This window comes from Streptomyces sp. NPDC053069 (assembly GCF_044546895.1).
GTDB lineage: Bacteria > Actinomycetota > Actinomycetes > Streptomycetales > Streptomycetaceae > Streptomyces.
In genome coordinates, this window is the sequence record NZ_JBITZN010000020.1 from 91,980 (window position 1) to 109,591 (window position 17,612).

Sequence of the window (17,612 nt, forward strand, 5' to 3'; positions counted from 1 at the left end):
CAGAACACCACAGCCGCGTGCTGCACACCAAATTTTTCGCCTATGAGGAAAGTTCAATAACGAACTAATCACTTTAGGTGTCTGCGAGGCAACCACACAGGTCCTTCACCGGTCACCCACGCGCAAACACAGCAGAAACCCGTGGGGAGCACCATGAGCCAGCAGTACCCGCCCCAGCCCCAGCAGCCCGGCTACGGCGAGCCCCGGCAGCCCGGCAGCAACGGCCTGGCCACCACCGCACTCGTCCTCGGCATCATCGCCGTCGTAGTCAGCTTCATCCCCGTCCTCAACGTTGTCGTCTGGCCGCTCGCGATCCTTGGCATCATCTTCGGCGCCATCGGCCTCTCCAAGGCGGGCAAGGTCCGCAAGGGGAAGGGCGCCGGCATCACCGGCCTCGTCACGTCGGCCGTAGCGATCATCATGTTCTTCGCCATGAACGCCCTGTTCTTCTCCGCCGTCGACAAGGCCAGTAAGGAACTGGACAAGTCGTACGACTCCACCACCGTGGGCGACGGCAAGTCCAAGACCGGCGGCGCCAAGAAGTCCGAGGTCATGAAGGACTTCAAGGTCACTAAGTGCGACGTGGTCACCGGCGACTTCGGCATCAAGGAGATGGCCATCCACGTCGACTACGCCAACAACGGCGACCGCCGATACTCGTACTTCGTTGAGGGCGAGGTCCTGGCCGACGGCAAGAAGATCGACGACTTCATGTCCACCGCCGAGAACCTCGCCCCGGGCCAGAAGTTCACCGACAAGAACGCTGGTGCGCTGGTGACCGCGGACGAGATCAAGGACGCCAAGAAGCTCGAGTGCAAGACCATCAAAGCGTCCCGAACTGACTTCTGACCGCTGACGTCGCGCGACGCCGACCACCATCTGCAGGCCTCGCCGCGCACCCCGCAGCGGCGGGGCTCGCTGCATCACGGAGACCATGGAGTCGCAGCGCGGCACGGGCGCCGGCCGGGCTGGAGCGGGGCGGAGCCATGAGCGCAGGCCGGCTGGGGGCCGGGCCTGCGGTCACGCAATTGATCAACGCTGCGACCTGTGACTTAGCCGGCGGCGGTTGTCAGCGTTGGTCGTCGTTGACCCCGCGACTACCCAGAGACGGTCCCGGATGGTTCTGGACCACGACCCTCGCCCTGGCGCTTCGGCTCGCATCCTTTGCCCCCAGGGAAAACTCACGCCGGATTTTCGGGGTCAGCAAGGAGGTAGGAGTCCCAGCCGGTGGCACGGTGCCCGCCTCCTGGCTGTGGAGCGCCCCGTGCGGTCAAAGGTTCAGTTGCGCAGGCATCTGTAGCGCCGCATGGCGGAAACCGTCCCATCGGAGGTGGTGTGTCGAGTGGTTGCACGAACGCTCGGACGGATGTTGTCGCCGGTGCAGTCGATCGGAGGACTTCGCGGACCTGGGTAGCCGTTCGGCGGCGTGGTGGCTGGCATCTTCGCGCGCATGCACCCCTCACCTGAGTCTCGATCCTGGGACGGGAGCCCCGCTTCTGTTCCGCGGCGACGCTCGTTGTCTGCCCATCCGGAGAGCCCTGCCTGCTTGCCTGGGCGGAGTGTGAGGCCGCCGGTCCATGGCCGAGTCGTGCCACCACTGCCTCGAGCGTCCGGCCGGCGGCTCATCGCAGTGTCTCGTGTCCGTCGCCTGCCGGCGGTGCCCTGCCCGGTGCGAGGTGAGGCGTTCGCCTCCTGGGTGGCCCGCGTCGCTGCCGGGTGCCGCCGGGTGTGCCAGCTCGTGCGCTGGGGCTGGAGTGCCGGCAGTGGGCTTCGTCCACGCGCCCGCTGTTCTTCGGCGTCACGCTCACCCGCCCAGTCTCGACGGGTCGTGGGACGCGACGGGGTTGCGGGCCGCGGAGCTCCGGCAGATGCAGTTGGACCGCTGCGCGGGGACCGTGCTGGACCTGTCCGGTGTGGAGTTGGGCCGGGAGGCGTCGATGACGGCGGTGGCGGCGCGGGAGTGGATGATGCCGACCTCGAGCAGGGCCTGTTCGCCCTGTCTCAAGCGGGACGGGGTGTGGCCGCTTCCCGCCAGAAGGCTAGGTTGTCGAGGGCGGTGAGGGTGCCAAGGTGGTCCGGTCCCAGCACCCTCACGTAGTCCTCCACTAATTCGGCAAAGGCGGTGGCCGCACCCTCAGCATCTCCCGCCTCCCCCAGCCAGTAGGCAAGGTTGTTCCGGGTGGCGAGGGTGTGTGGGTGGTCCGGGCCCAGCACCCTCAGGTAGTCGTCCAGCAGTTCGGCGGTGGCAGTGGCCGCACCTTCAGCATCACCCGCCTCGCCCCGCTGCCGGGCGAGGTTGTGCCGGGTGGCGAGGGTGCCAGGGTGGTCCGGCCCCAGCACCCGCAGCCGGTGGTCCAACAATTCGGCGAAGGCGGTGGCCGCGCCTTCAGCATCTCCCGCCTCCCTCAGCCAGTAGGCAAGGTTGTGCCGGGTGGTGAGGGTGTGTGGGTGGTCCGGGCCCAGCACCCTCAGGTAGTCGTCCAGCAGTTCGGCGGTGGCGGTAGCCGCACCTTCAGCATCACCTGCTTTCCCTCGGCACGCGGCGAGGTTGTTCCGGGTGGTGAGGGTGTCGGGGTGGTCCGGGCCGAGCACCCGCAGGTTGTCCTCCAACAGTTCAGCGAAGGCGGTGGCCGCGCCCGCAGCATCTCCCGCCTCCCTACGCAAGGAGGCAAGGTTGTTCCGGGTGGCGAGGGTGTGGGGGTGGTCCGGTCCCAGCACGCGCAGTCGGCTGTCCAGCAATTCGGCGAGGGCAGTGGCCGCGCCCGCGACATGCCCTGCTTCCCCGCGCCAGGAGGCGAGGTTGTGCAGGGTTTTGAGGGTTTCGGGGTGGTCCGGGCCGAGCACCCGCAGGTGGTCCTCCAGCAATTCAGCAAAGGCGGTGACCGCGCCTTCAGCATCACCCGCCCACCCCCACCAGAAGGCGAGGTTGTGCCGGGTTTTGAGGGTCTCGGGGTGGTCCGGGCCGAGCACCCGCAGGTGGTCCTCCAGCAATTCAGCAAAGGCGGTGGCCGCGCCTTCAGCATCACCCGCCTCCCCTCGCCACCGGGCGAGGTTGTGCCGGGTGGCGAGCGTGCCGGGGTGGTCCGGGCCCAGCACCCTCAGGTAGTCCTCCAACAACTCGGCGGTGGCGGTGGCTGCGCCCGCGACATCTCCCGCCCATCCCCGCCAGGAGGCAAGGTTGCACCGGGTGGCGAGGGTGTTGGGGTGGTCTGGGCCGAGGTGCCGGGTTGTGGTGGTGGTGAGGTGGTGGAAGTGGTCGCGGGCGGCTGTGACCTGGCCGGTCTCGCCGAGGCTGTGCCCGGCCCGGTGCAGCACGCCGTGCGCGTCGGATCGGTACAGTGCGTCGCCAGCGGTGTCGGCCAGGGCGGTGGTGTTGGCGCGCAGGGCGGCGGCGAGGGCGAGGTCGCTTTCGATGTCGGGCCAGGCGGCGAGGAGGGCATTGGCGGCGGTGCTGCTCAGTTGCTGCTGCTGGTCGGGGTCGAGGGTGTCGCGCACGGCTCGTTGGACGAGTTGGTGGATGCGGACGGCGGTCGCTGGGGCGTTCGGTGTGTGCTCGATGAGGCTGAGACGGCGGAGGGCGCTCAGGGCTGCTCGGGCTTCTTGATCGGTCACTGAAGGAGAAGCCGGGTTTGTGACAGCGCCCAGTCGGGATGGGGACCGGTGCTGGGCGAGGTAGACGAGGACGGGGCCGCTGGTGAGGGCGGTGTCGGGGATGCCGTTGGGATCGAGGAAGGCGGCGAGGTGGAGCATGGGACGGGCCAGGCCGGCGGGGCGGAGGGTGTCGGCGTGTTCGATGGACAGCGACCATGTTGCGGCGACGGTGAGGGATTGGCCGTCAGGCAGGACGTCGGGGGCGGCGTCGCGCAGGGCTGTGGTGCGGTCGGCGAGCAGGCTCCGGTATGCAGCGGGGGTCATGCCGGCGTCGGCGAGTTCGGCGATGTATGCGGCGGCCTGGGCCAGAGCGAGGGGCAGGTGCCCGAGATCAGCGGCAAGGGCGTCCTGCTCTTTGGCGGGCTGCGCCAGGCCGTAGGGCGCGAGTACGCCTGTGAGGTAGGCGCGGGACTCGCCGGGGGAGAAGACGCCGACGGTGATGTGATGGCGGCCGGCGAGTAGGGCGGGGTCCTGACGGCGGGTAGTGACAAGAGTCCGGCCGGTCCGCGAGGGCGGGGGCCACAACCCTTTCATGGTTGTCGGGTTGGTGAGGTCGTCGAGCACGATCAGCCACCTACAGCGCGGCTGGCCAGCCTTGGGTTCCAGCCAGGCCAGGAACGCCTCCGCTGCCTGTTCCCGATCCTCGGGTGCCACCGGGCCGATCAGTTGGGCAGCAGCGTCGGCGTAGGTGTCGACGACCGCAGCTCTCGTGGCGGCGGTGACCCACACCAGCACGTCCACCTCACCGTTTTCCATCGCGCTGCGGGCGTAGTGGGCGGCGAGCTGGCTCTTGCCGACCCCTCCGAGCCCCGCCACCACCCCCGCAGCGCCTCCCGTTGCCGGCGGCTCTGCAGGGGTGCTGGTGGCGGTCTGGCTTAGGACAGCCGCGCCGCCGCCAGCCAGCGCCGCCGCGAGCTCGATGATTTCGGCGCGGTGCTGGAAGAAGGCGGCGCGCTGGGGCGGGCTGCCGACCTGATGCGGCCACTCTGCTGGCGGCCGCGGCGCCGCGTACTGGTTGACCTGGCCGATCTCTTTGGCGGCGATGCTGCTGTAGGAGGCACTGATGACGGGCGTCGCCCCCGCAGGCACGGCAGCGCCAGCCGGGGCGGTCGTGGTGCCGGGTGCGGTTAGCCCTTGGCCGCGCCCGGCTGCTGAGGGTTGATCGTGACCGGCCCGTCGATCCGCACGCCCACAACGGATCCGCCCTCAGCGTGCATCTCCGCGTTGTCGCCGATGATGATGCCGTTGTCGGAGGCGGTCGTGATGCCTGCGACTCGTTCGACGGCCTGCACTTCCTCGATGGCGGCCTTCAATGCTGCCGCGAAGTCCTGGTCGCGTTCGGCGGCCTCGTCGATTGAGTCCGCCAGCCGCCGCCGGGTACGCTCCGACAGCTCCTCCCGGCCTTCCTCGGCCTCCTCCTGAGCTCGTCGCAGTGCCGGATCCTGCCCGAGTTTGCCGCTGACCACGTTGTGGAGGCGGTCCATCCCGGCCTCCAGGGCTCGGTCGACCTCGCTATCAGCACGTCCCCCGATCAGCCTCGCCTTGCGTACCGCCCACGCGAACACATAGCCCGCCGCGATCTCGACGCCAGGAAACATGACTACCCCCCCTCAAAGACGACCGGAAACTCCACCCCGACCGTATCTGCGTCGGGACGCCGCCCATCCGTGAATGCGGCAAGTAGCAGATCTGGTGCATAGCGGCGCGGCAACGAACCGCATCGTGGCGGCTGGCACCGCCCGGGGGGTGTCGGTCACGAACCTCCCAAGTAGCCGCACCGTCGGGTGTCTGCGCGCTGAACAGATCAGTGCGCAGATCCTGGATGCCAGCTGCGCAGACAAGAGTTCAGCGCCCAGGTCAGAGCGTTGGGCGCTGAACTGTTTCCTCTCGTCCGACAGCATGGACGTGCACTTGCGGGCCTATCCGTGGAGCTCCGAACAGGCGGGTCGAATCAGCGTGCGTCAGGGCACGGGCAGTGCTTCGCCGTGATGCGGTTACCGCCGGGCGTTGAGGTGGTCGATGAGGCAGTAAAAACCAGGTCACGCCACCGCTGGCGGATGGTTGGCCCGCCATCGACCCGTCGTGTTCCTGAAGGCTCCGAGAGGGGCAGGCCGGCCAGGCTAGTGATCATGCACCATCCTCGACTCCCGGCATCGCACCATCCGCGCCTGGCCGTCGCCCGCGGCTGGGCTGCGGCAGCAGGAGTGGCTGGGCTTTGGTGATCACGACGCGGTAGAACGGAAACCTCGAAGTGACTGTGGACGGTCATGCTTTTGCTGGGGGGGAGATGCGAGTGGGGATGCCGCCGGACCTGAAGGTCATCGTCGAGGGGATGATCAAGGCCTCGATGGGCATGGTGATGACGGTCATGCCCGGCACCCGGGACACCACGATCGCACTTTTTCACGAGTTGGACCGGCAGCACGGCATGGCCGGAGACGACGACGCGGGCCGTGCGTTCGCCAAGGTGTACAAGCCCGCGGCGGCCACGACGCTGGACAAGATGGGCTTCAGCGCCTACGTGATGGGCGAGACCGGCAAGGGCCTGATGCGTAATGCGCGTGAGTTCATGGCCCGGGAGAGCAGCGTCACCTCCGCGATCCTGGGCAAGCAGGTGGATCTGACCGCCGGTATGGGGAATCCGGGGGCGGACTGCCCTGAGAGCTTCATCGACCGGGGGCAGGAGCTGCCCGAGGTGGTGGGTGACACGGCCTGGTATGACCAGTACGCCCCGGCAGGAATGAGCGACCGGTTTCGTGGCTCACCGGAGAAGCTGCGCGATGTCGCCACCTCGTGGCGGGCCGGCGGGAAGATGATGCTGCGCTTCCTGGAGGACGCGCAGGTGTATGCCCACACTGCGGACAAGGCGCATTCGGGGCAGGCCGCGGACGCCTTCCAGTGGTACTTCAAGAACTTCGTCGGCTTTGCTGCTCCGCCGGAGCAGGCCAGTCCTGATGAGACGTTGGTCGCCAACCTCGTGGCCGCCCGCAACCAGCTCGCCAAGGCCTGTGACCAGTACGCCGATCACGTCGAGCGCGCTCAGAGGCAGATCCTCGACGACAAGGCCAATATCTTCCACGTCGACATGCCGTGGGACTCACCGATGTTCGGCGGCAACGGAGACGACGGCGGGCTGCTGAACCTGGTGCTGGACGACCCGTGGATCCACCGCCTCGGCGACGTCGCCCACGCACTCGACACATCGCAGAAGCGGGTCAAGCTGCCGCACGGCTCGGACCAACCGCCGGGCTGGCCCGGAGGGCCGCCGCTGCTCCCGGTACCGGTGACCAACCCTGTGCCGGTCACGATCGCCTCGTACCCCGGTCAATTCCCCGGCATCATGACCGTGGGCACCGGGATCAACCCGGTCGACCCGACCATCACTGCGCAGGACCCGATCCCGCCGGAGCCCGGCACCACTCGCCTGCTTACCCCGGCCGAGGCGAAGCAGTTCCGGACCTGGATGAACTCGCTGAACACCGGAGGCTTCGCCGGCGGCGGAGACGCCACCAATCCGAACAACGCCTACCAACTGCGCATCGCGGGTTATCCCGAGAGGGAAGTCCCCCTGCCCGGGCGCACGCGCGGGCTGATGGTGGATGGAATCCGCCCTGAGGACGGCTATCTGGTTGAGGCGAAACATGTACAGGACCCGAACTGCGCAAGGCGAAGTTACCGCAGCATCGAGAGGGTCAACGAGACGCTCGCCAAGCCGGTGAAGGTGGACGTAAAGGGCAATCCGAAGTGGGACCCGATGATCGACGCGATGTACGGAGACGACAGCCGCGAGCTCGAGCGGTACAGGGACGCCATGGCGAACCCGGCGAACAAGGAGATACGCGGGCTTGAGATCGTGACCAACGGAACGGACAACGCGGCGTACTGGGAGTCGATGATGGCCATGAACGGCGTCAGCGGATCCACCCGGTACGTCCCCTGATATCGAGGAAGCTTGTGTCAGCGCCACGCAACGTCAGAACCACGTTCGCGTTCTTCCCGCCCGAGAACAGCCCAGCCGCCTGGCAAGCCAGCCTAGACACCTTCACCACAGCGCTGGAGCGCGCATTCCCTGGTGCTGTCCTGACGCATCGAGTCGACCCGCTGCGCGGCCTGGACGTGATCGACTTCGACGTCGAGGTCGCACCCGACGTCTGGATCACGGGCAGGGCAGCAATGCCGGAACCCGACTACGCCTATGTCACCGCCGGCAACGCGACTGCCGACGAGGCCGCCCTGTTCGCGCAGTGGCTTCGCGACTCCTACCTTCCCTCACCAGCCGTCGTGTGGTTCAACACCAGCGCCGCCATGGAGAACGGTATGGAGACTCCCTCTCCGCTGCCAGCCACAGGCGACTCATCCGAGATCGAGGCCTTCTTCCGCAACCACCTCGTATCTGCCGGGGTCGAGTAACCAGGCCAGTTCATCGACGGCGGCGCAGGTCCGTGCTCGTGCAATACCACCGGTTCCAGATCAACGACGAGTACGGGCTGGTTGCCTACGGCCCAGCAGGTCCTCGTCACCGACTGGACCATCGGGCTCAGCCGCCGCGGCCTCACCTGATGCGGGCGCAGGGCGGGTGGGCCTTGGCTGCCTCCACGCGCCAAGCGTGACTCTCTGAGGCCGCAGAGCCGCTGCGGCTGCGCAAGTGGGCATGGGCTCGGTGTCGACCACCGACGAAACTCGATGGCCTGCGGTGACGGCATGGATCGGTGCGTCCAAATCCCGGGATTCTTGGTGGGTCTCACGAGCCTGTTGCGTGGCTGGAACCAGTGCAATGCTGCCACCAGCGGTGATCCCCGATCCTGGGGCCGCCGCCCTGGCTCACCCAGGTCATCCGTTCCACCGTCGTCGCCTGCACCTGGCTGCGGCAGCCATCCTCGGAAGCTCCGGGGCCGCCTTCGCCGACTCCGCCGCCAAGGGCGCAGCGGTGGGCTCACCCGGCGTTGTCTCCGGCAATGTGACCCAGGTGCCGACCCAGATTCCGATCGACTTGTGCGGCAACACCATCGACATCGTCGGCCTGCTGAACCCGGCGAGCGGCAACGTCTGCGTCATCGACTGACACGGACCGCCCGAGCCGGCTCACGGCGGGCGTTCCCGGCGCGGATGGAGGCACCGCCGGATGGGTCCTTGGATGGACCGGCCACCATCATTGACGAACCCTCAGCCACCTCCTGCCAGGGCAAGCTGTACGTGATGTCACAACGCCACCGTCACCGCCCACCAACTGCGCGACCTGATCCTCCGGCTGCTCAACGCCGGGCAGTGGCGGGAGGGCGACCCTGACGTCCTCGTCATCGCGGACCGGATACGACGCACCCCGTTTTGCGTTCCTGCTCAAAGACCTGCCGGTCCAGGTGGTCGGATGCGCTCAGACCGGGCCCTGCGCACCGGGCTGTTCCACCCCGCCAGCCACACTTGCGGAAGTGGAACGGCCCTGGGGGTGAGAGTGGAGTTCTGAATGGCGGCACCGCGCGGGAAGGCGTTGGTTCAGCGCCTTGCCGCCGCCCTGACCACGGCCATGTCCTCGCCGGTGAGTTCTGCGACGCGGTCAGGTTGGAGGCCCGCGGCCAGCGCCCGGGCGAGCAGTTCGTCGCGTCCGTGGGCGCAGTCGCGGTAGGCGAGGAGTTCGGCCTCAACCGCAGCCAGAGCTTTAGGAGCCGTTTCATGGCGCAGGCGGCTCAGTTCCTCATCGGCCAGGGGAACCGGAAGCCGCTCCGCCTCCGGCGGAATGGATCCAGTGTGCTCGGGCGGCACGAGCCGCAGCAGGGAGGAGGTCCCGGACACGTGGTGCGCGTCGAGCCAGGCGCGCACAGCGGGAGTCTCCATACAGGCAAGGGGTCCCGCTACCGAGGGCGGCACGCCGGGTGCGTCGGCCGGCTCGGTCGTTTCGTCTACGAGAATCAGGTACGCGTCATGGGTCATGGCACACTCCTCGTCCCGTTCATGGACCCGTGGGGTTCCCTTTACCCCCGTTCGCCTCCACCACAGCCAGGCACATCCGTGCCCTGACGGCCGATCAGACGTACTGACGGACACCGGAGAGGTGTGAGGTCGTCAGCGAAGTGGCTCGCACGGACGACCTGTCATTGCCCGCGAGCCGTGTCGCAAGCGCCCGCAACTTTCCGGGTCGCTGTCGTCTGAAGGACCCGCAGCTGGTGTTCGACCACATCGACCGGTACGGCGAGACGTCGGCCCGGCGCCGTTCACCGGGCGCCTGGTGGACCAGGCGCAGCACCTGCCCGGCCTCGGGCACCTGAGCCTCGGCTACATCCCGTGGGGGCAGGCATGAGCGGCGGCGAGTTGTCCGGCGTCGATCTGGCCCGCGTCGCGCTGCGGGCCGCGATGGAGCTCGCGCTGATCACCGAGCGGGCCTGGGAGCTCCCGGCCGCCGGCGCTTCGCTGCGGGAGCGGTGGGCGGCCATCGCCCCGCAGCTGGCCGGGCACGTCCCCGCGATCGGCTACGCCGCCGACACCGGACGGCTCACCGTGTGCCCGGAGCCGGCGGCCTGGGCGACGAAGCTGCCCCTGGAGCAGGCCCGCGTCATCGAAGCCGCCAACGAGTCGGCCGGCCGCACGGTAGTGCGCGCCCTGCGAATCCTCGCGCCGGGCTCGGTGCACGTGCCCGAGCTGGACGACGTCGCCCCTGACCTGCGACCGCGCCGTTGCGGCCGGTGCACATCCGTGAGTTGGCGTCCGAGGGCTACCGCCAAGCGCTCGCCGCGCACCAGGCCGTCGCGCCCGGGGGAGTAGACCCCTAGATCTGAAGAGGTCGGTCGAAGCCAGTTGCGTTGGCTTCGACCGACCTTGTTGTACCTGGCTGTCCCCCTAGAAGATCCTCTCGACCCACCAGCCGAGCCCGGCAACCGCTGCGGTTCCGCAGGCGTACGCCGCTCCGCGCACGACGTGGAAGAGGGCAGTCCTGGCCAGGTGCCGAAGGGTCTGAGGCGACTTCTTCATGGTGTGCTCCTCAACTGATTGATGGTGAGCGACCAGCATCAGCGGCGGAACACCCGGTAAGGACATGGGCGGTTGAGGCGAGCTGAGATCAGCAGGAAGTCACTAAGCCTCTGGCCGTGGTGAGCTCACGTGAGAACATCGTTGAACGCCGTTGAACGGGAGCGAACGGAGGCAGACAGTGGGGCGTGCCGGACGTCTGAGTAAGCCTGACATTCCGCACAGGATGCATAGGGCGCTGAACGACGCTCTGCACGAACTCCATCTGGTGGCCAAGGGCCCTTCGCTATCGCGGATGGCGGAGGACCTGCGGAAGAAGCGAGTACCTGGGGTCTCCCGGACTACGATCTACAACGCGTTCTCAAGCCAGCGACTACCGATGGCCGGTGTAGTGGACGCGGTTGTCGTCTACCTGGCCGATCAGGTCCGGCACGTGACACCGGAGCAAGTCGATGCGGTATCCATCCGCTTCGACAACCTTTGGTACTTAGCCGAAGCCGAGGCCCGCTCCCAAGCTGAGGCCCGCTCCCACGCCACCTCTACCTCCCCTCCTCCCCACTCTGAGGCCACTGGGACGGCAGGGGCGGCTACCCTGAGCGTGCCCGCGCTTGCTGCGTCCCGACAACATCTCGTTCTGGAGCCGGTTAGACTCCGCTCGCGTCTTGACGAGCTACGCGAAGCCTTCGGCGACTTGGAGGTAAGCGAGGCAGTGATCGCTGGTGTGGCCGAGGCGATCTCGGCGCTGCCAGGTCTGCACGGCGCCCGCACCGTGGCTGCCTCTAAACTGCCTTCACCCGATGCGGTCGGTCGTCAGCGTGCAGCCCAGGCCACCCTCCAGGACAAGACCGATGCCTGAATAGGGTCGAAGGCAGTTACTCACAGACCGGCCAACCCCCTACCGGTGGGAAAGGGCGAGCCTCTAGAGGACCCGGCGTGCACGCCGGGTGCAGTCTCGCAGGCGGTGACGCAGGCGAACCTGGCCACGACGATCTGCCAGAAGGGCGGATACACCAAGAACATCAGGCCGCCGGAGGCGATCATGCGGAAGGAGAAGCAGGCGAACGCCGCCTCGTACGGCTACACGGGCAGCCTCGGGGACGCTTAATACGATCACCTGATCTCTCTGCAGCTCGGGGGCGACCCGAACGACGCCCGCAACTTGTGGGTGGCCGCCGATCCGGGCCACAAGACGGGCGGCGGCATCAACAACAAGAAGGACCCGGTGGAGGCGAAGCTGCACACCGCGGTCTGCTCGGGGAAGGTGACCCTTCAGGCGGCGCAGCAAGCCATCGTCACCGACTGGACCACCGCGCTGTCCAGGCTGGGCGTGAACTGACCGTCCGCAAGCAGGAACGATGCCGGCCGGGGCTACTGGCTGAAGGGGCCACTGCGGTAGGTGCGGGCCCGTTGATCGGGCGGGCCCGTCACTTCTCTCGTGATGTCGGTCCCGGCTTGCGCCTGGCGTCCGCTTCGCCGGCGCGTGTTGGGTCGGCGGCGTGGATGAGTTGGCGCAGTGCGCCGTAGTACACCTCGTGGTCGACGGTGGCGGGCAAAACCGCCGCCAGGTGCCCGGTCAGGACCGGAACTCCTCCGGGTCGAGGGCGGCCAACGCTGTGCGTGTGGCGGCCTGGGCGGCTTTCGGGTTGCGGTGGTCGACGAAGCTGGCGCTGCCGAGGGTGAGCAGGTACATCCGCCGGTAGGTGATGACGGCCTCCTCGGGTGTCATGCCGGCCGCGATGGAGTCGGCGAGTTGCGGCTCCACCAGCCGCTTGAGGAGCTGGGGGACCCGCTCATCGCAGCCGGAGCCGGTACGCTGCTGGAGGAAATCCACCAGCAGATCCCCGGCCTGGACACCGTAGTCGTCGCGGTCGGCGGCGGCGGCCTGTTCACCGGAGTGGCCACCGCCGCCCAGCACCACGGCATCCGCGTCATCGCCGTGGAGCCCCAGAACTGCCGCGCACTGAACGCCGCCTTGCAAGCCGGCCGCCCCATCGACGTCACCGTTGACTCCATCGCGGCTGACTCCCTCGGGGCCCGCCGTACCTCCGCCATGGCCCTGCACGCCGTTCAGCAGGATCGCGTGCACTCCGTGTTGGTACGGGATGAGGAGATCGTCCGGGCCCGGCAGGCACTTTGGGATCACCGGAAGGTGGCCGTCGAACACGGCGCCGCGACCGCGCTGGCCGCGCTCACCGCGCCAGACGAACACGTCGACCGGGACCTGCCGGGCCGGTCGAAAGCTCCGAGCCGCAGTTACCGGCCGGGTAGCGGGGAGAAGGTCTGCGTCGTGCTGTGCGGCGCCAACACCGATCCCGCCGACCTGATCAACCGGCCCACCGAGCACTGAACACCGTCCACAGGTGATCGCCATCGGGCTCGCGGGGGATGAGTCCTACCCGGCGGCGCCGTTCGCCGAGGTGCTGCAGGCCGCCCGCGAGGCAGGGCTGCACCTGGTGCACCACGCCGGAGAGACGGCCGGCCCGGCCGGCATCTGGGAAGCCCTGACGGTGGGGCAGGCGGAGCGGGTAGGCCACGGCATCCGGGCGCTGGAGGACCCAGCCCTGATCGCCGAGCTGCGGACACGCCGTGTGCCGCTGGAGGTCTGCCCATCCTCCAATGTCCTGCTCGGACTGGTGCCGTCGCTCGCGGAGCACCCGCTGCCGCGCCTGGTCGAGGCCGGTGTGACGGTCACTGTGAACACTGACGGGGAGACGGCGTTGGCGGCGGAGTACCAGCGCGCCCGGGAGATCTTCGGGTACGGCGACGCCGAACTGGCGGACCTGGCCCGTGCCTCGGTCGAGGGCAGCTTCGCTCCATCAGAGCTGAAAGCGCAGCTCGGCGCCGAGATCGAGCAATGGCTGAGCAGCTGAGAACACTGGTTCACTGGTGGGCTCGTGTGATCAACTGTCGCGCATCGGTCTACCAGCGAGCTGAACAGTGACTTTCGGGTGACGAGGCCGGGGAGTGTTGAGTCCTGGCAGGCGGTGAAGTGCTGATGGGCGTCTGCAGCCCTCTGGTACAGGTACGCAACGGCTCGCTGTGTGGCGCTCGGTAGGCTGATCTTGCGATTCGACGAGGGGGGTTCGGGATGGGGCAGTCGTCGAGCATCGCGGTGGCACAGCCGAGGTGCACGGCTTTCGACGTGAAGACCAACGCAGTGGCACATCGGGAGGCCGTCCGGGCGGCGAACGCCCGGGTGGTGGCCTTCCCCGAGATGTCGCTGACGGGATACAAGTTGGAGGCGGCGCCGGTCCTTCCCGACGACGAACGGTTGGCTCCCATCGTTGCCGCGTGCGCCGAGAGCGGGACGCTTGCCCTGGTCGGCGCTCCTGTGCCGGGTCCGCGTATCGGCATCCTGGCCGTGGACGGCAAGGGCGCGCGGGTCGCTTACGGGAAGGTGTACCTGCACGGCAGTGAGGCCGACCACTTCGTGCCCGGGGAGCCCGCCATGATCGAAGTGGACGGGTGGCGGCTGGGGCTTGCCGTCTGCCGCGACACGGGCATCCCCGAGCACGCCGCGCAGACCGTGGCGCTGGGCATCGATGGGTATGTGGCCGGGGTTGTCCACGCCGACCACGAAGCTGAGGTCCACGGCGAGCGCGCCCGCCGGATCGCAGCCGACCACGGGGTGTGGGTCGCCACGGCCGCCTTCGCGGGCCCGACCGGCGGCGGCTTCGACCGCACGTCCGGTCGCTCGGGCATCTGGTCCGCCGACGGGGCACTGGTCGCGGAGGCGAGCGCCGCGCCCGATGAGATCGCGCGGGCAGTGTTCGTCAAGTGAGTCCGAGCCGGAGCACGGGAGCCGCGACGGGCAGATGACGGAGGGCACTCGAACCGGCGGATGCGTGCAGGGTGTGCTGTGACTCCACTCAGCGCGGGAATTCGCACGGTGGGGCCTCATGGGCGGACCGCAACCTTGATCGCCTGACGAGCGTCCATGGCTCGGTAGGCGGTGGCGACATGGTCCAGCGACATCCCGGCCGAGAGCACTGGCGACGGGTCGAGCTGCCCAGCGAGGGCTTCCGCGAGCAGCGGTTCCAGATAGCGGGCCGGGGCGACGCCGGCCCGTAGGGCGATGTTGTGGCGGAACAGCCGGTAGAGGTCGACGCGGTCCACGCCGTTGGGAACGCCGACGGAGCCGATGGTGCCGCCGGGCCGGACCAGCTCGATCGCGAGGTCGAGAGCGGACTGGGTCCCCGCACGCGACGCTGCGGACCCCGCCCTTGGACTCGTCCTGGATGAATCCAATGGTCGCGAGGTCGTCCGCAGCCAGGAAGTGGGGGGGCCCCCCCCCCCGGGGGGGGGGGGGGGGGGGGGGGGGGCCCCCCGACGAGGAAGATCCGTCCCGCTCCGGCGCGGCGAGCGGCGAGTGCGGCGCAGCGCCCGACGGCGCCGTCCCCGAGGACGACAACAGCCGATCCCGGCCGTACGTCGGCCAGGACAGCGGCATGGCTGCCGGTCGCCATGACGTCCGTCAGCGGCAAGCTGGTGGTATGGGCTGGCGGCCGACTGTCGTTCGAGGCCATGCAACGGCGAGCGGCATCCAGCAGCCGGACCGCTGCCCGGCTCGCGGAGGAGACGGCTCACTTCGTCGCGTTCGATGCTCTCCAGGTCGACGGGCAGGAGCTGTTGCGGACGCCCTACGGGGAGCGCCGCTCCCGCCTGGAGGCACTGTTTGCCGAGCACCACCTGACCGACCACCGCCTGATCGCCGCGCGCAGCTTTCACCTCGCGTCTCGTACTCGGCCGTCACGGGTGTCACCAGCGAAGGTAGCGAAGGCCCAGTCGGTGAGCGTCCGCAGCGTGCGGGAAGCGACTCCTCGGCCGCGTGCGTACGCCGCGGTGCAGTAGCCGACCTCGGCCGTCGGGGTGCCAGAGGCAACGCCCTTGAGGACGATGTGACCCACCAATCGCCCCTCGCCGCCAGCGGTTTCGGGCTCTACGGCGGCGAATGCGAAGCGGTCGCCGGTCTTTCACTCTCGATGCTGCTCGCGAACCCACCGTGCCGCGCCGGCCTCGTCGTCGCTGCCGGAACTCGTGTAGTAGCGCAGGGAGTTATTCCGGCCATACCGAAAAGAGCAGGCCAAAGGCAGTAAATCGCTAGCTTGTTCGATCTGTCGGCGCATAGCCTCGATCACTGATCATTCGCCTCGTTGCCGCCGGAGCAGCCATCGTCGCCGCTGCGGCCGGCTCTTTGACCGGATCGGCCAACGCCGTTTCACAGAGCAGCAGTCCCGTCACCACCACGGTGACGGCGTCGGTCACGCAGCCCGTGAGTGCCAAGGCCGACGCCGTACAGCAGGCCCTCGCGAAGGCCCGCGCCAACGGTGACCGTGTCGCCCTCGTGAACAGCTTCAGCGCCAGCCCACAGGCAGCCACTTCGTGTTCCCTCGTGCGGAACGCATGGCTGATCAGCCGCTTCCACGCGTGCGCGAACGCCACCGGCATCTTCCGGGTGCTCGACGCGCGTACCGGCCGGGAGCTGGGGAAGATGACGTACACCGTCCACGGTGACGTGTCCTCTCGCACCGGGTCGAAAGCGTTCCCGTACAGCCTTCATTTCACCCGGAACAGCGTGTCCGGCGCTGCCGCTGGTGCGGTGATCTCGGGCAGTGCTTCCGCGAGCAACGCGACGACGCGCGGGAACATCCCGCCACAGCCGCTCGGCGCGAGCGGGAGGGTATCGGCGAACTTCACCTTCACGAGCAAGGTCGGCAGGGGGAAGATCCTCGCGAGCGGAGCGACCCCGAAGTGGATCTTCACGGTGCCGGGTGCGACGCCGAGCAATCCAGTCTCGTTCCCAGCGCCGGTGGTGCGCTGCGACAACGCACTGAAGGGCTACCCGAGGTCATACGGGTGCGTCTTCCCGCAGTCGAAGAACGTGATCCAGTACTCGCTGTCCGGGTACGTGAAGGAGGTCGCGAAGCACATCAAGGACGCGCAGGCCTCCGGGCTTCCCGGCGCATACGGCGGCCGGACGGTGCTGCAGCGGCTGTATGACGACACGCAGATCCGGCGAAACCGGCGCACGTCGTGCCCGGACAGCCTTCCGCGTCCGGCCGGGAAGTCGTGTGACGAGTACGCGTTCGCGAGCACCTACCAGGGCGGTGCGCTACTGGGCAGGTTCAGCCGCCGCATGGTGAACGAGACGCAGAACACGGACGCCGGGCGGGACCTGAACAGGTTCTACACGGTCAACCGGATCTTGAACAAGGACCCGTTCCAGGTCGCGATCGTTCGCTGACCCGACCACGCTGAAACCGGCCCCCACGCATTCGCGTGGGGGCCGGTACGTTTGACGCACCTTAGGCCGACGATTCGGGGATGCCTGTGATGCAGCAAGAGATGACACTCCACGCCGCTTACGTGCACTACTGGATCACGGGGAGCGAGCCGGAGCCGGGCGAGATTCCGAGGGGGGGCGGGGCGGCAGCGGGAGAACGGGCGGGTAGCGGTGATGGAAGCCAGCGAGGAGCATCCCGGGCTTGTGATCAGGACGGGTGTGCAGCACGGTGATATACCGGCCGTGGTGCGGGTCCACGAGAGCGAACCGGAGCTGGACTCAGAGGGCTGGGACGAGATCGTGGAGGGCGATCTTCAGGCGGAGTCGTACGTTCAGCTGAGCAACCTGGACGGGCAGTTGCAGGAGTTCGATCTGCCATGGCCCGGTTACGGCGACAAGTGCAACTGGCGGGTGAGGCTGTCGGTGACGGGCGCTGACGACTCTCTGTCGGTGGCATACGGGGAGGACGGGCACGAGCTGACGGAACGGCACCGCATCGACATGTGGCCGGCACCGGAGGACGGGTTGCGCTGGCTGAAGGAGGATGCTCGGACCTTCCGTAAGCCGCAGTAGAGTGCCCGCACGGCCAGGATGCCGTGGTCATCCACTGTTTGGTACAGCATCTCGAAGGCCGCCGGAGACTGCCGGGAATCGGCAGCGTCAGTCGCCTTCGGTGAGCCGAAGTCAGAAGGCGAGGCCGTCGCGATTGGTCGAGGTAGAC

Annotated in this window: 19 protein-coding genes and 5 pseudogenes; 14 read left to right on the plus strand and 10 right to left on the minus strand. The window is 68.2% G+C overall.

Annotation, left to right across the window (positions count from 1 at the left end; all coding sequences use genetic code 11):
• The first annotated feature begins 153 nt into the window (after positions 1 to 153).
• Positions 154 to 849, plus strand: coding sequence for a DUF4190 domain-containing protein (locus ACIGXP_RS35260; protein WP_399775422.1), 696 nt, complete (start codon positions 154 to 156; stop codon positions 847 to 849).
• A gap of 955 nt (positions 850 to 1,804) precedes the next feature.
• Here the strand turns inward: ACIGXP_RS35260 and ACIGXP_RS35265 are convergent.
• The 3 genes from ACIGXP_RS35265 to ACIGXP_RS35275 are packed head-to-tail and all read right to left on the minus strand — an operon-like array spanning position 1,805 to position 5,249.
• On the minus strand, positions 1,805 to 2,005 hold the full coding sequence (locus tag ACIGXP_RS35265; RefSeq protein WP_399775424.1) for a hypothetical protein: 201 nt from the start codon (positions 2,003 to 2,005) through the stop codon (positions 1,805 to 1,807).
• Positions 2,002 to 4,740: a tetratricopeptide repeat protein gene (locus tag ACIGXP_RS35270; protein ID WP_399775426.1), complete on the minus strand. Its 2,739-nt coding sequence runs from the start codon at positions 4,738 to 4,740 to the stop codon at positions 2,002 to 2,004. The genes ACIGXP_RS35265 and ACIGXP_RS35270 overlap by 4 nt, the downstream gene beginning before the upstream one ends.
• Before the next feature lie 38 nt (positions 4,741 to 4,778).
• Complete coding sequence (locus ACIGXP_RS35275; protein WP_399775427.1) at positions 4,779 to 5,249, minus strand: hypothetical protein; 471 nt, start codon at positions 5,247 to 5,249, stop codon at positions 4,779 to 4,781.
• Between the two features lie 701 nt (positions 5,250 to 5,950).
• On the opposite strand from ACIGXP_RS35275, the gene ACIGXP_RS35280 reads away from it, so the two are divergent.
• The 4 genes and pseudogenes from ACIGXP_RS35280 to ACIGXP_RS35295 form a co-directional block, all read left to right on the plus strand.
• The gene (locus ACIGXP_RS35280; protein ID WP_399775429.1) at positions 5,951 to 7,591 is read left to right on the plus strand and encodes a restriction endonuclease fold toxin-2 domain-containing protein; all 1,641 of its coding nucleotides are present in this window, start codon (positions 5,951 to 5,953) and stop codon (positions 7,589 to 7,591) included.
• A 14-nt stretch (positions 7,592 to 7,605) separates the two neighbouring features.
• Entirely contained in the window at positions 7,606 to 8,061 is a 456-nt protein-coding gene (locus tag ACIGXP_RS35285) for a hypothetical protein (protein WP_399775431.1), read from the plus strand.
• A gap of 442 nt (positions 8,062 to 8,503) precedes the next feature.
• Positions 8,504 to 8,713, plus strand: coding sequence for a chaplin (locus ACIGXP_RS35290; RefSeq protein WP_399775562.1), 210 nt, complete (start codon positions 8,504 to 8,506; stop codon positions 8,711 to 8,713).
• Positions 8,714 to 8,857: 144 nt separating this feature from the next.
• Positions 8,858 to 9,066 (plus strand): annotated as a pseudogene (locus ACIGXP_RS35295) (transposase); the annotation flags it as partial.
• 75 nt (positions 9,067 to 9,141) lie between these two features.
• Here the strand turns inward: ACIGXP_RS35295 and ACIGXP_RS35300 are convergent.
• A complete protein-coding gene (locus ACIGXP_RS35300) occupies positions 9,142 to 9,576 on the minus strand; it encodes a DUF6003 family protein (RefSeq protein WP_399775432.1) in 435 nt (144 codons plus the stop codon).
• 363 nt (positions 9,577 to 9,939) lie between these two features.
• On the opposite strand from ACIGXP_RS35300, the gene ACIGXP_RS35305 reads away from it, so the two are divergent.
• Positions 9,940 to 10,404: a DUF721 domain-containing protein gene (locus ACIGXP_RS35305; protein ID WP_399775434.1), complete on the plus strand. Its 465-nt coding sequence runs from the start codon at positions 9,940 to 9,942 to the stop codon at positions 10,402 to 10,404.
• Between the two features lie 75 nt (positions 10,405 to 10,479).
• On the opposite strand, the gene ACIGXP_RS35310 is transcribed toward ACIGXP_RS35305, so the two are convergent.
• On the minus strand, positions 10,480 to 10,611 hold the full coding sequence (locus ACIGXP_RS35310; protein WP_399775436.1) for a hypothetical protein: 132 nt from the start codon (positions 10,609 to 10,611) through the stop codon (positions 10,480 to 10,482).
• A gap of 292 nt (positions 10,612 to 10,903) precedes the next feature.
• Between ACIGXP_RS35310 and ACIGXP_RS35315 the strand changes: the two genes are divergently transcribed.
• Together ACIGXP_RS35315 and ACIGXP_RS35320 are read left to right on the plus strand one after the other, a co-directional pair.
• Positions 10,904 to 11,464 carry a hypothetical protein gene (locus ACIGXP_RS35315; protein WP_399775438.1) on the plus strand — a complete coding sequence of 187 codons (561 nt, stop codon included), beginning with the start codon at positions 10,904 to 10,906 and terminating at the stop codon, positions 11,462 to 11,464.
• A gap of 54 nt (positions 11,465 to 11,518) precedes the next feature.
• A pseudogene (locus ACIGXP_RS35320) lies at positions 11,519 to 11,944 on the plus strand (hypothetical protein); the annotation flags it as partial.
• Positions 11,945 to 12,181: 237 nt separating this feature from the next.
• On the opposite strand, the gene ACIGXP_RS35325 reads toward ACIGXP_RS35320, so the two are convergent.
• Entirely contained in the window at positions 12,182 to 12,370 is a 189-nt protein-coding gene (locus ACIGXP_RS35325) for a hypothetical protein (protein WP_399775440.1), read from the minus strand.
• Positions 12,371 to 12,394: 24 nt separating this feature from the next.
• On the opposite strand from ACIGXP_RS35325, the pseudogene ACIGXP_RS35330 reads away from it, so the two are divergent.
• The 3 genes and pseudogenes from ACIGXP_RS35330 to ACIGXP_RS35340 form a co-directional block, all read left to right on the plus strand.
• Positions 12,395 to 12,955 (plus strand): annotated as a pseudogene (locus ACIGXP_RS35330) (pyridoxal-phosphate dependent enzyme); the annotation flags it as partial.
• Between the two features lie 10 nt (positions 12,956 to 12,965).
• Positions 12,966 to 13,478 (plus strand): annotated as a pseudogene (locus ACIGXP_RS35335) (adenosine deaminase); the annotation flags it as partial.
• 218 nt (positions 13,479 to 13,696) lie between these two features.
• On the plus strand, positions 13,697 to 14,389 hold the full coding sequence (locus ACIGXP_RS35340; RefSeq protein WP_399775442.1) for a carbon-nitrogen hydrolase family protein: 693 nt from the start codon (positions 13,697 to 13,699) through the stop codon (positions 14,387 to 14,389).
• 116 nt (positions 14,390 to 14,505) lie between these two features.
• Here ACIGXP_RS35340 and ACIGXP_RS35345 read toward each other — a convergent pair whose 3' ends face one another.
• The gene (locus tag ACIGXP_RS35345; RefSeq protein WP_399775444.1) at positions 14,506 to 14,856 is read right to left on the minus strand and encodes a hypothetical protein; all 351 of its coding nucleotides are present in this window, start codon (positions 14,854 to 14,856) and stop codon (positions 14,506 to 14,508) included.
• A 216-nt stretch (positions 14,857 to 15,072) separates the two neighbouring features.
• On the opposite strand from ACIGXP_RS35345, the gene ACIGXP_RS35350 reads away from it, so the two are divergent.
• Positions 15,073 to 15,459: a hypothetical protein gene (locus ACIGXP_RS35350; protein WP_399775446.1), complete on the plus strand. Its 387-nt coding sequence runs from the start codon at positions 15,073 to 15,075 to the stop codon at positions 15,457 to 15,459.
• On the opposite strand, the pseudogene ACIGXP_RS35355 reads toward ACIGXP_RS35350, so the two are convergent.
• The 3 genes and pseudogenes from ACIGXP_RS35355 to ACIGXP_RS35365 all read right to left on the minus strand — a co-directional run.
• Positions 15,435 to 15,515, minus strand: a pseudogene (locus tag ACIGXP_RS35355) (GNAT family N-acetyltransferase); the annotation flags it as partial. The gene ACIGXP_RS35350 and the pseudogene ACIGXP_RS35355 overlap by 25 nt on opposite strands.
• Before the next feature lie 193 nt (positions 15,516 to 15,708).
• Positions 15,709 to 16,110, minus strand: coding sequence for a hypothetical protein (locus tag ACIGXP_RS35360; RefSeq protein WP_399775448.1), 402 nt, complete (start codon positions 16,108 to 16,110; stop codon positions 15,709 to 15,711).
• A gap of 54 nt (positions 16,111 to 16,164) precedes the next feature.
• Positions 16,165 to 16,395, minus strand: a complete 231-nt coding sequence (locus tag ACIGXP_RS35365) for a hypothetical protein (RefSeq protein WP_399775450.1) — start codon at positions 16,393 to 16,395, stop codon at positions 16,165 to 16,167.
• 22 nt (positions 16,396 to 16,417) lie between these two features.
• Here ACIGXP_RS35365 and ACIGXP_RS35370 point away from each other — a divergent pair, with 22 nt between their 5' ends.
• Together ACIGXP_RS35370 and ACIGXP_RS35375 are read left to right on the plus strand one after the other, a co-directional pair.
• Positions 16,418 to 16,852: a NucA/NucB deoxyribonuclease domain-containing protein gene (locus tag ACIGXP_RS35370; RefSeq protein WP_399775452.1), complete on the plus strand. Its 435-nt coding sequence runs from the start codon at positions 16,418 to 16,420 to the stop codon at positions 16,850 to 16,852.
• A gap of 243 nt (positions 16,853 to 17,095) precedes the next feature.
• Positions 17,096 to 17,464, plus strand: coding sequence for a hypothetical protein (locus ACIGXP_RS35375; protein WP_399775454.1), 369 nt, complete (start codon positions 17,096 to 17,098; stop codon positions 17,462 to 17,464).
• Positions 17,465 to 17,612: the final 148 nt, after the last annotated feature.

Coding starts and splice junctions, on each gene's coding strand:
- ACIGXP_RS35280 (WP_399775429.1), top strand. CDS start 5,951: ATGCCGCCGGACCTGAAGGTCATCGTCGAGGGGATGATCAAGGCCTCG.
- ACIGXP_RS35315 (WP_399775438.1), top strand. CDS start 10,904: ATGGCGGAGGACCTGCGGAAGAAGCGAGTACCTGGGGTCTCCCGGACT.
- ACIGXP_RS35350 (WP_399775446.1), top strand. CDS start 15,073: ATGACGTCCGTCAGCGGCAAGCTGGTGGTATGGGCTGGCGGCCGACTG.
- ACIGXP_RS35305 (WP_399775434.1), top strand. CDS start 9,940: ATGAGCGGCGGCGAGTTGTCCGGCGTCGATCTGGCCCGCGTCGCGCTG.
- ACIGXP_RS35310 (WP_399775436.1), bottom strand. CDS start 10,611: ATGAAGAAGTCGCCTCAGACCCTTCGGCACCTGGCCAGGACTGCCCTC.
- ACIGXP_RS35275 (WP_399775427.1), bottom strand. CDS start 5,249: ATGTTTCCTGGCGTCGAGATCGCGGCGGGCTATGTGTTCGCGTGGGCG.
- ACIGXP_RS35300 (WP_399775432.1), bottom strand. CDS start 9,576: ATGACCCATGACGCGTACCTGATTCTCGTAGACGAAACGACCGAGCCG.
- ACIGXP_RS35260 (WP_399775422.1), top strand. CDS start 154: ATGAGCCAGCAGTACCCGCCCCAGCCCCAGCAGCCCGGCTACGGCGAG.
- ACIGXP_RS35340 (WP_399775442.1), top strand. CDS start 13,697: ATGGGGCAGTCGTCGAGCATCGCGGTGGCACAGCCGAGGTGCACGGCT.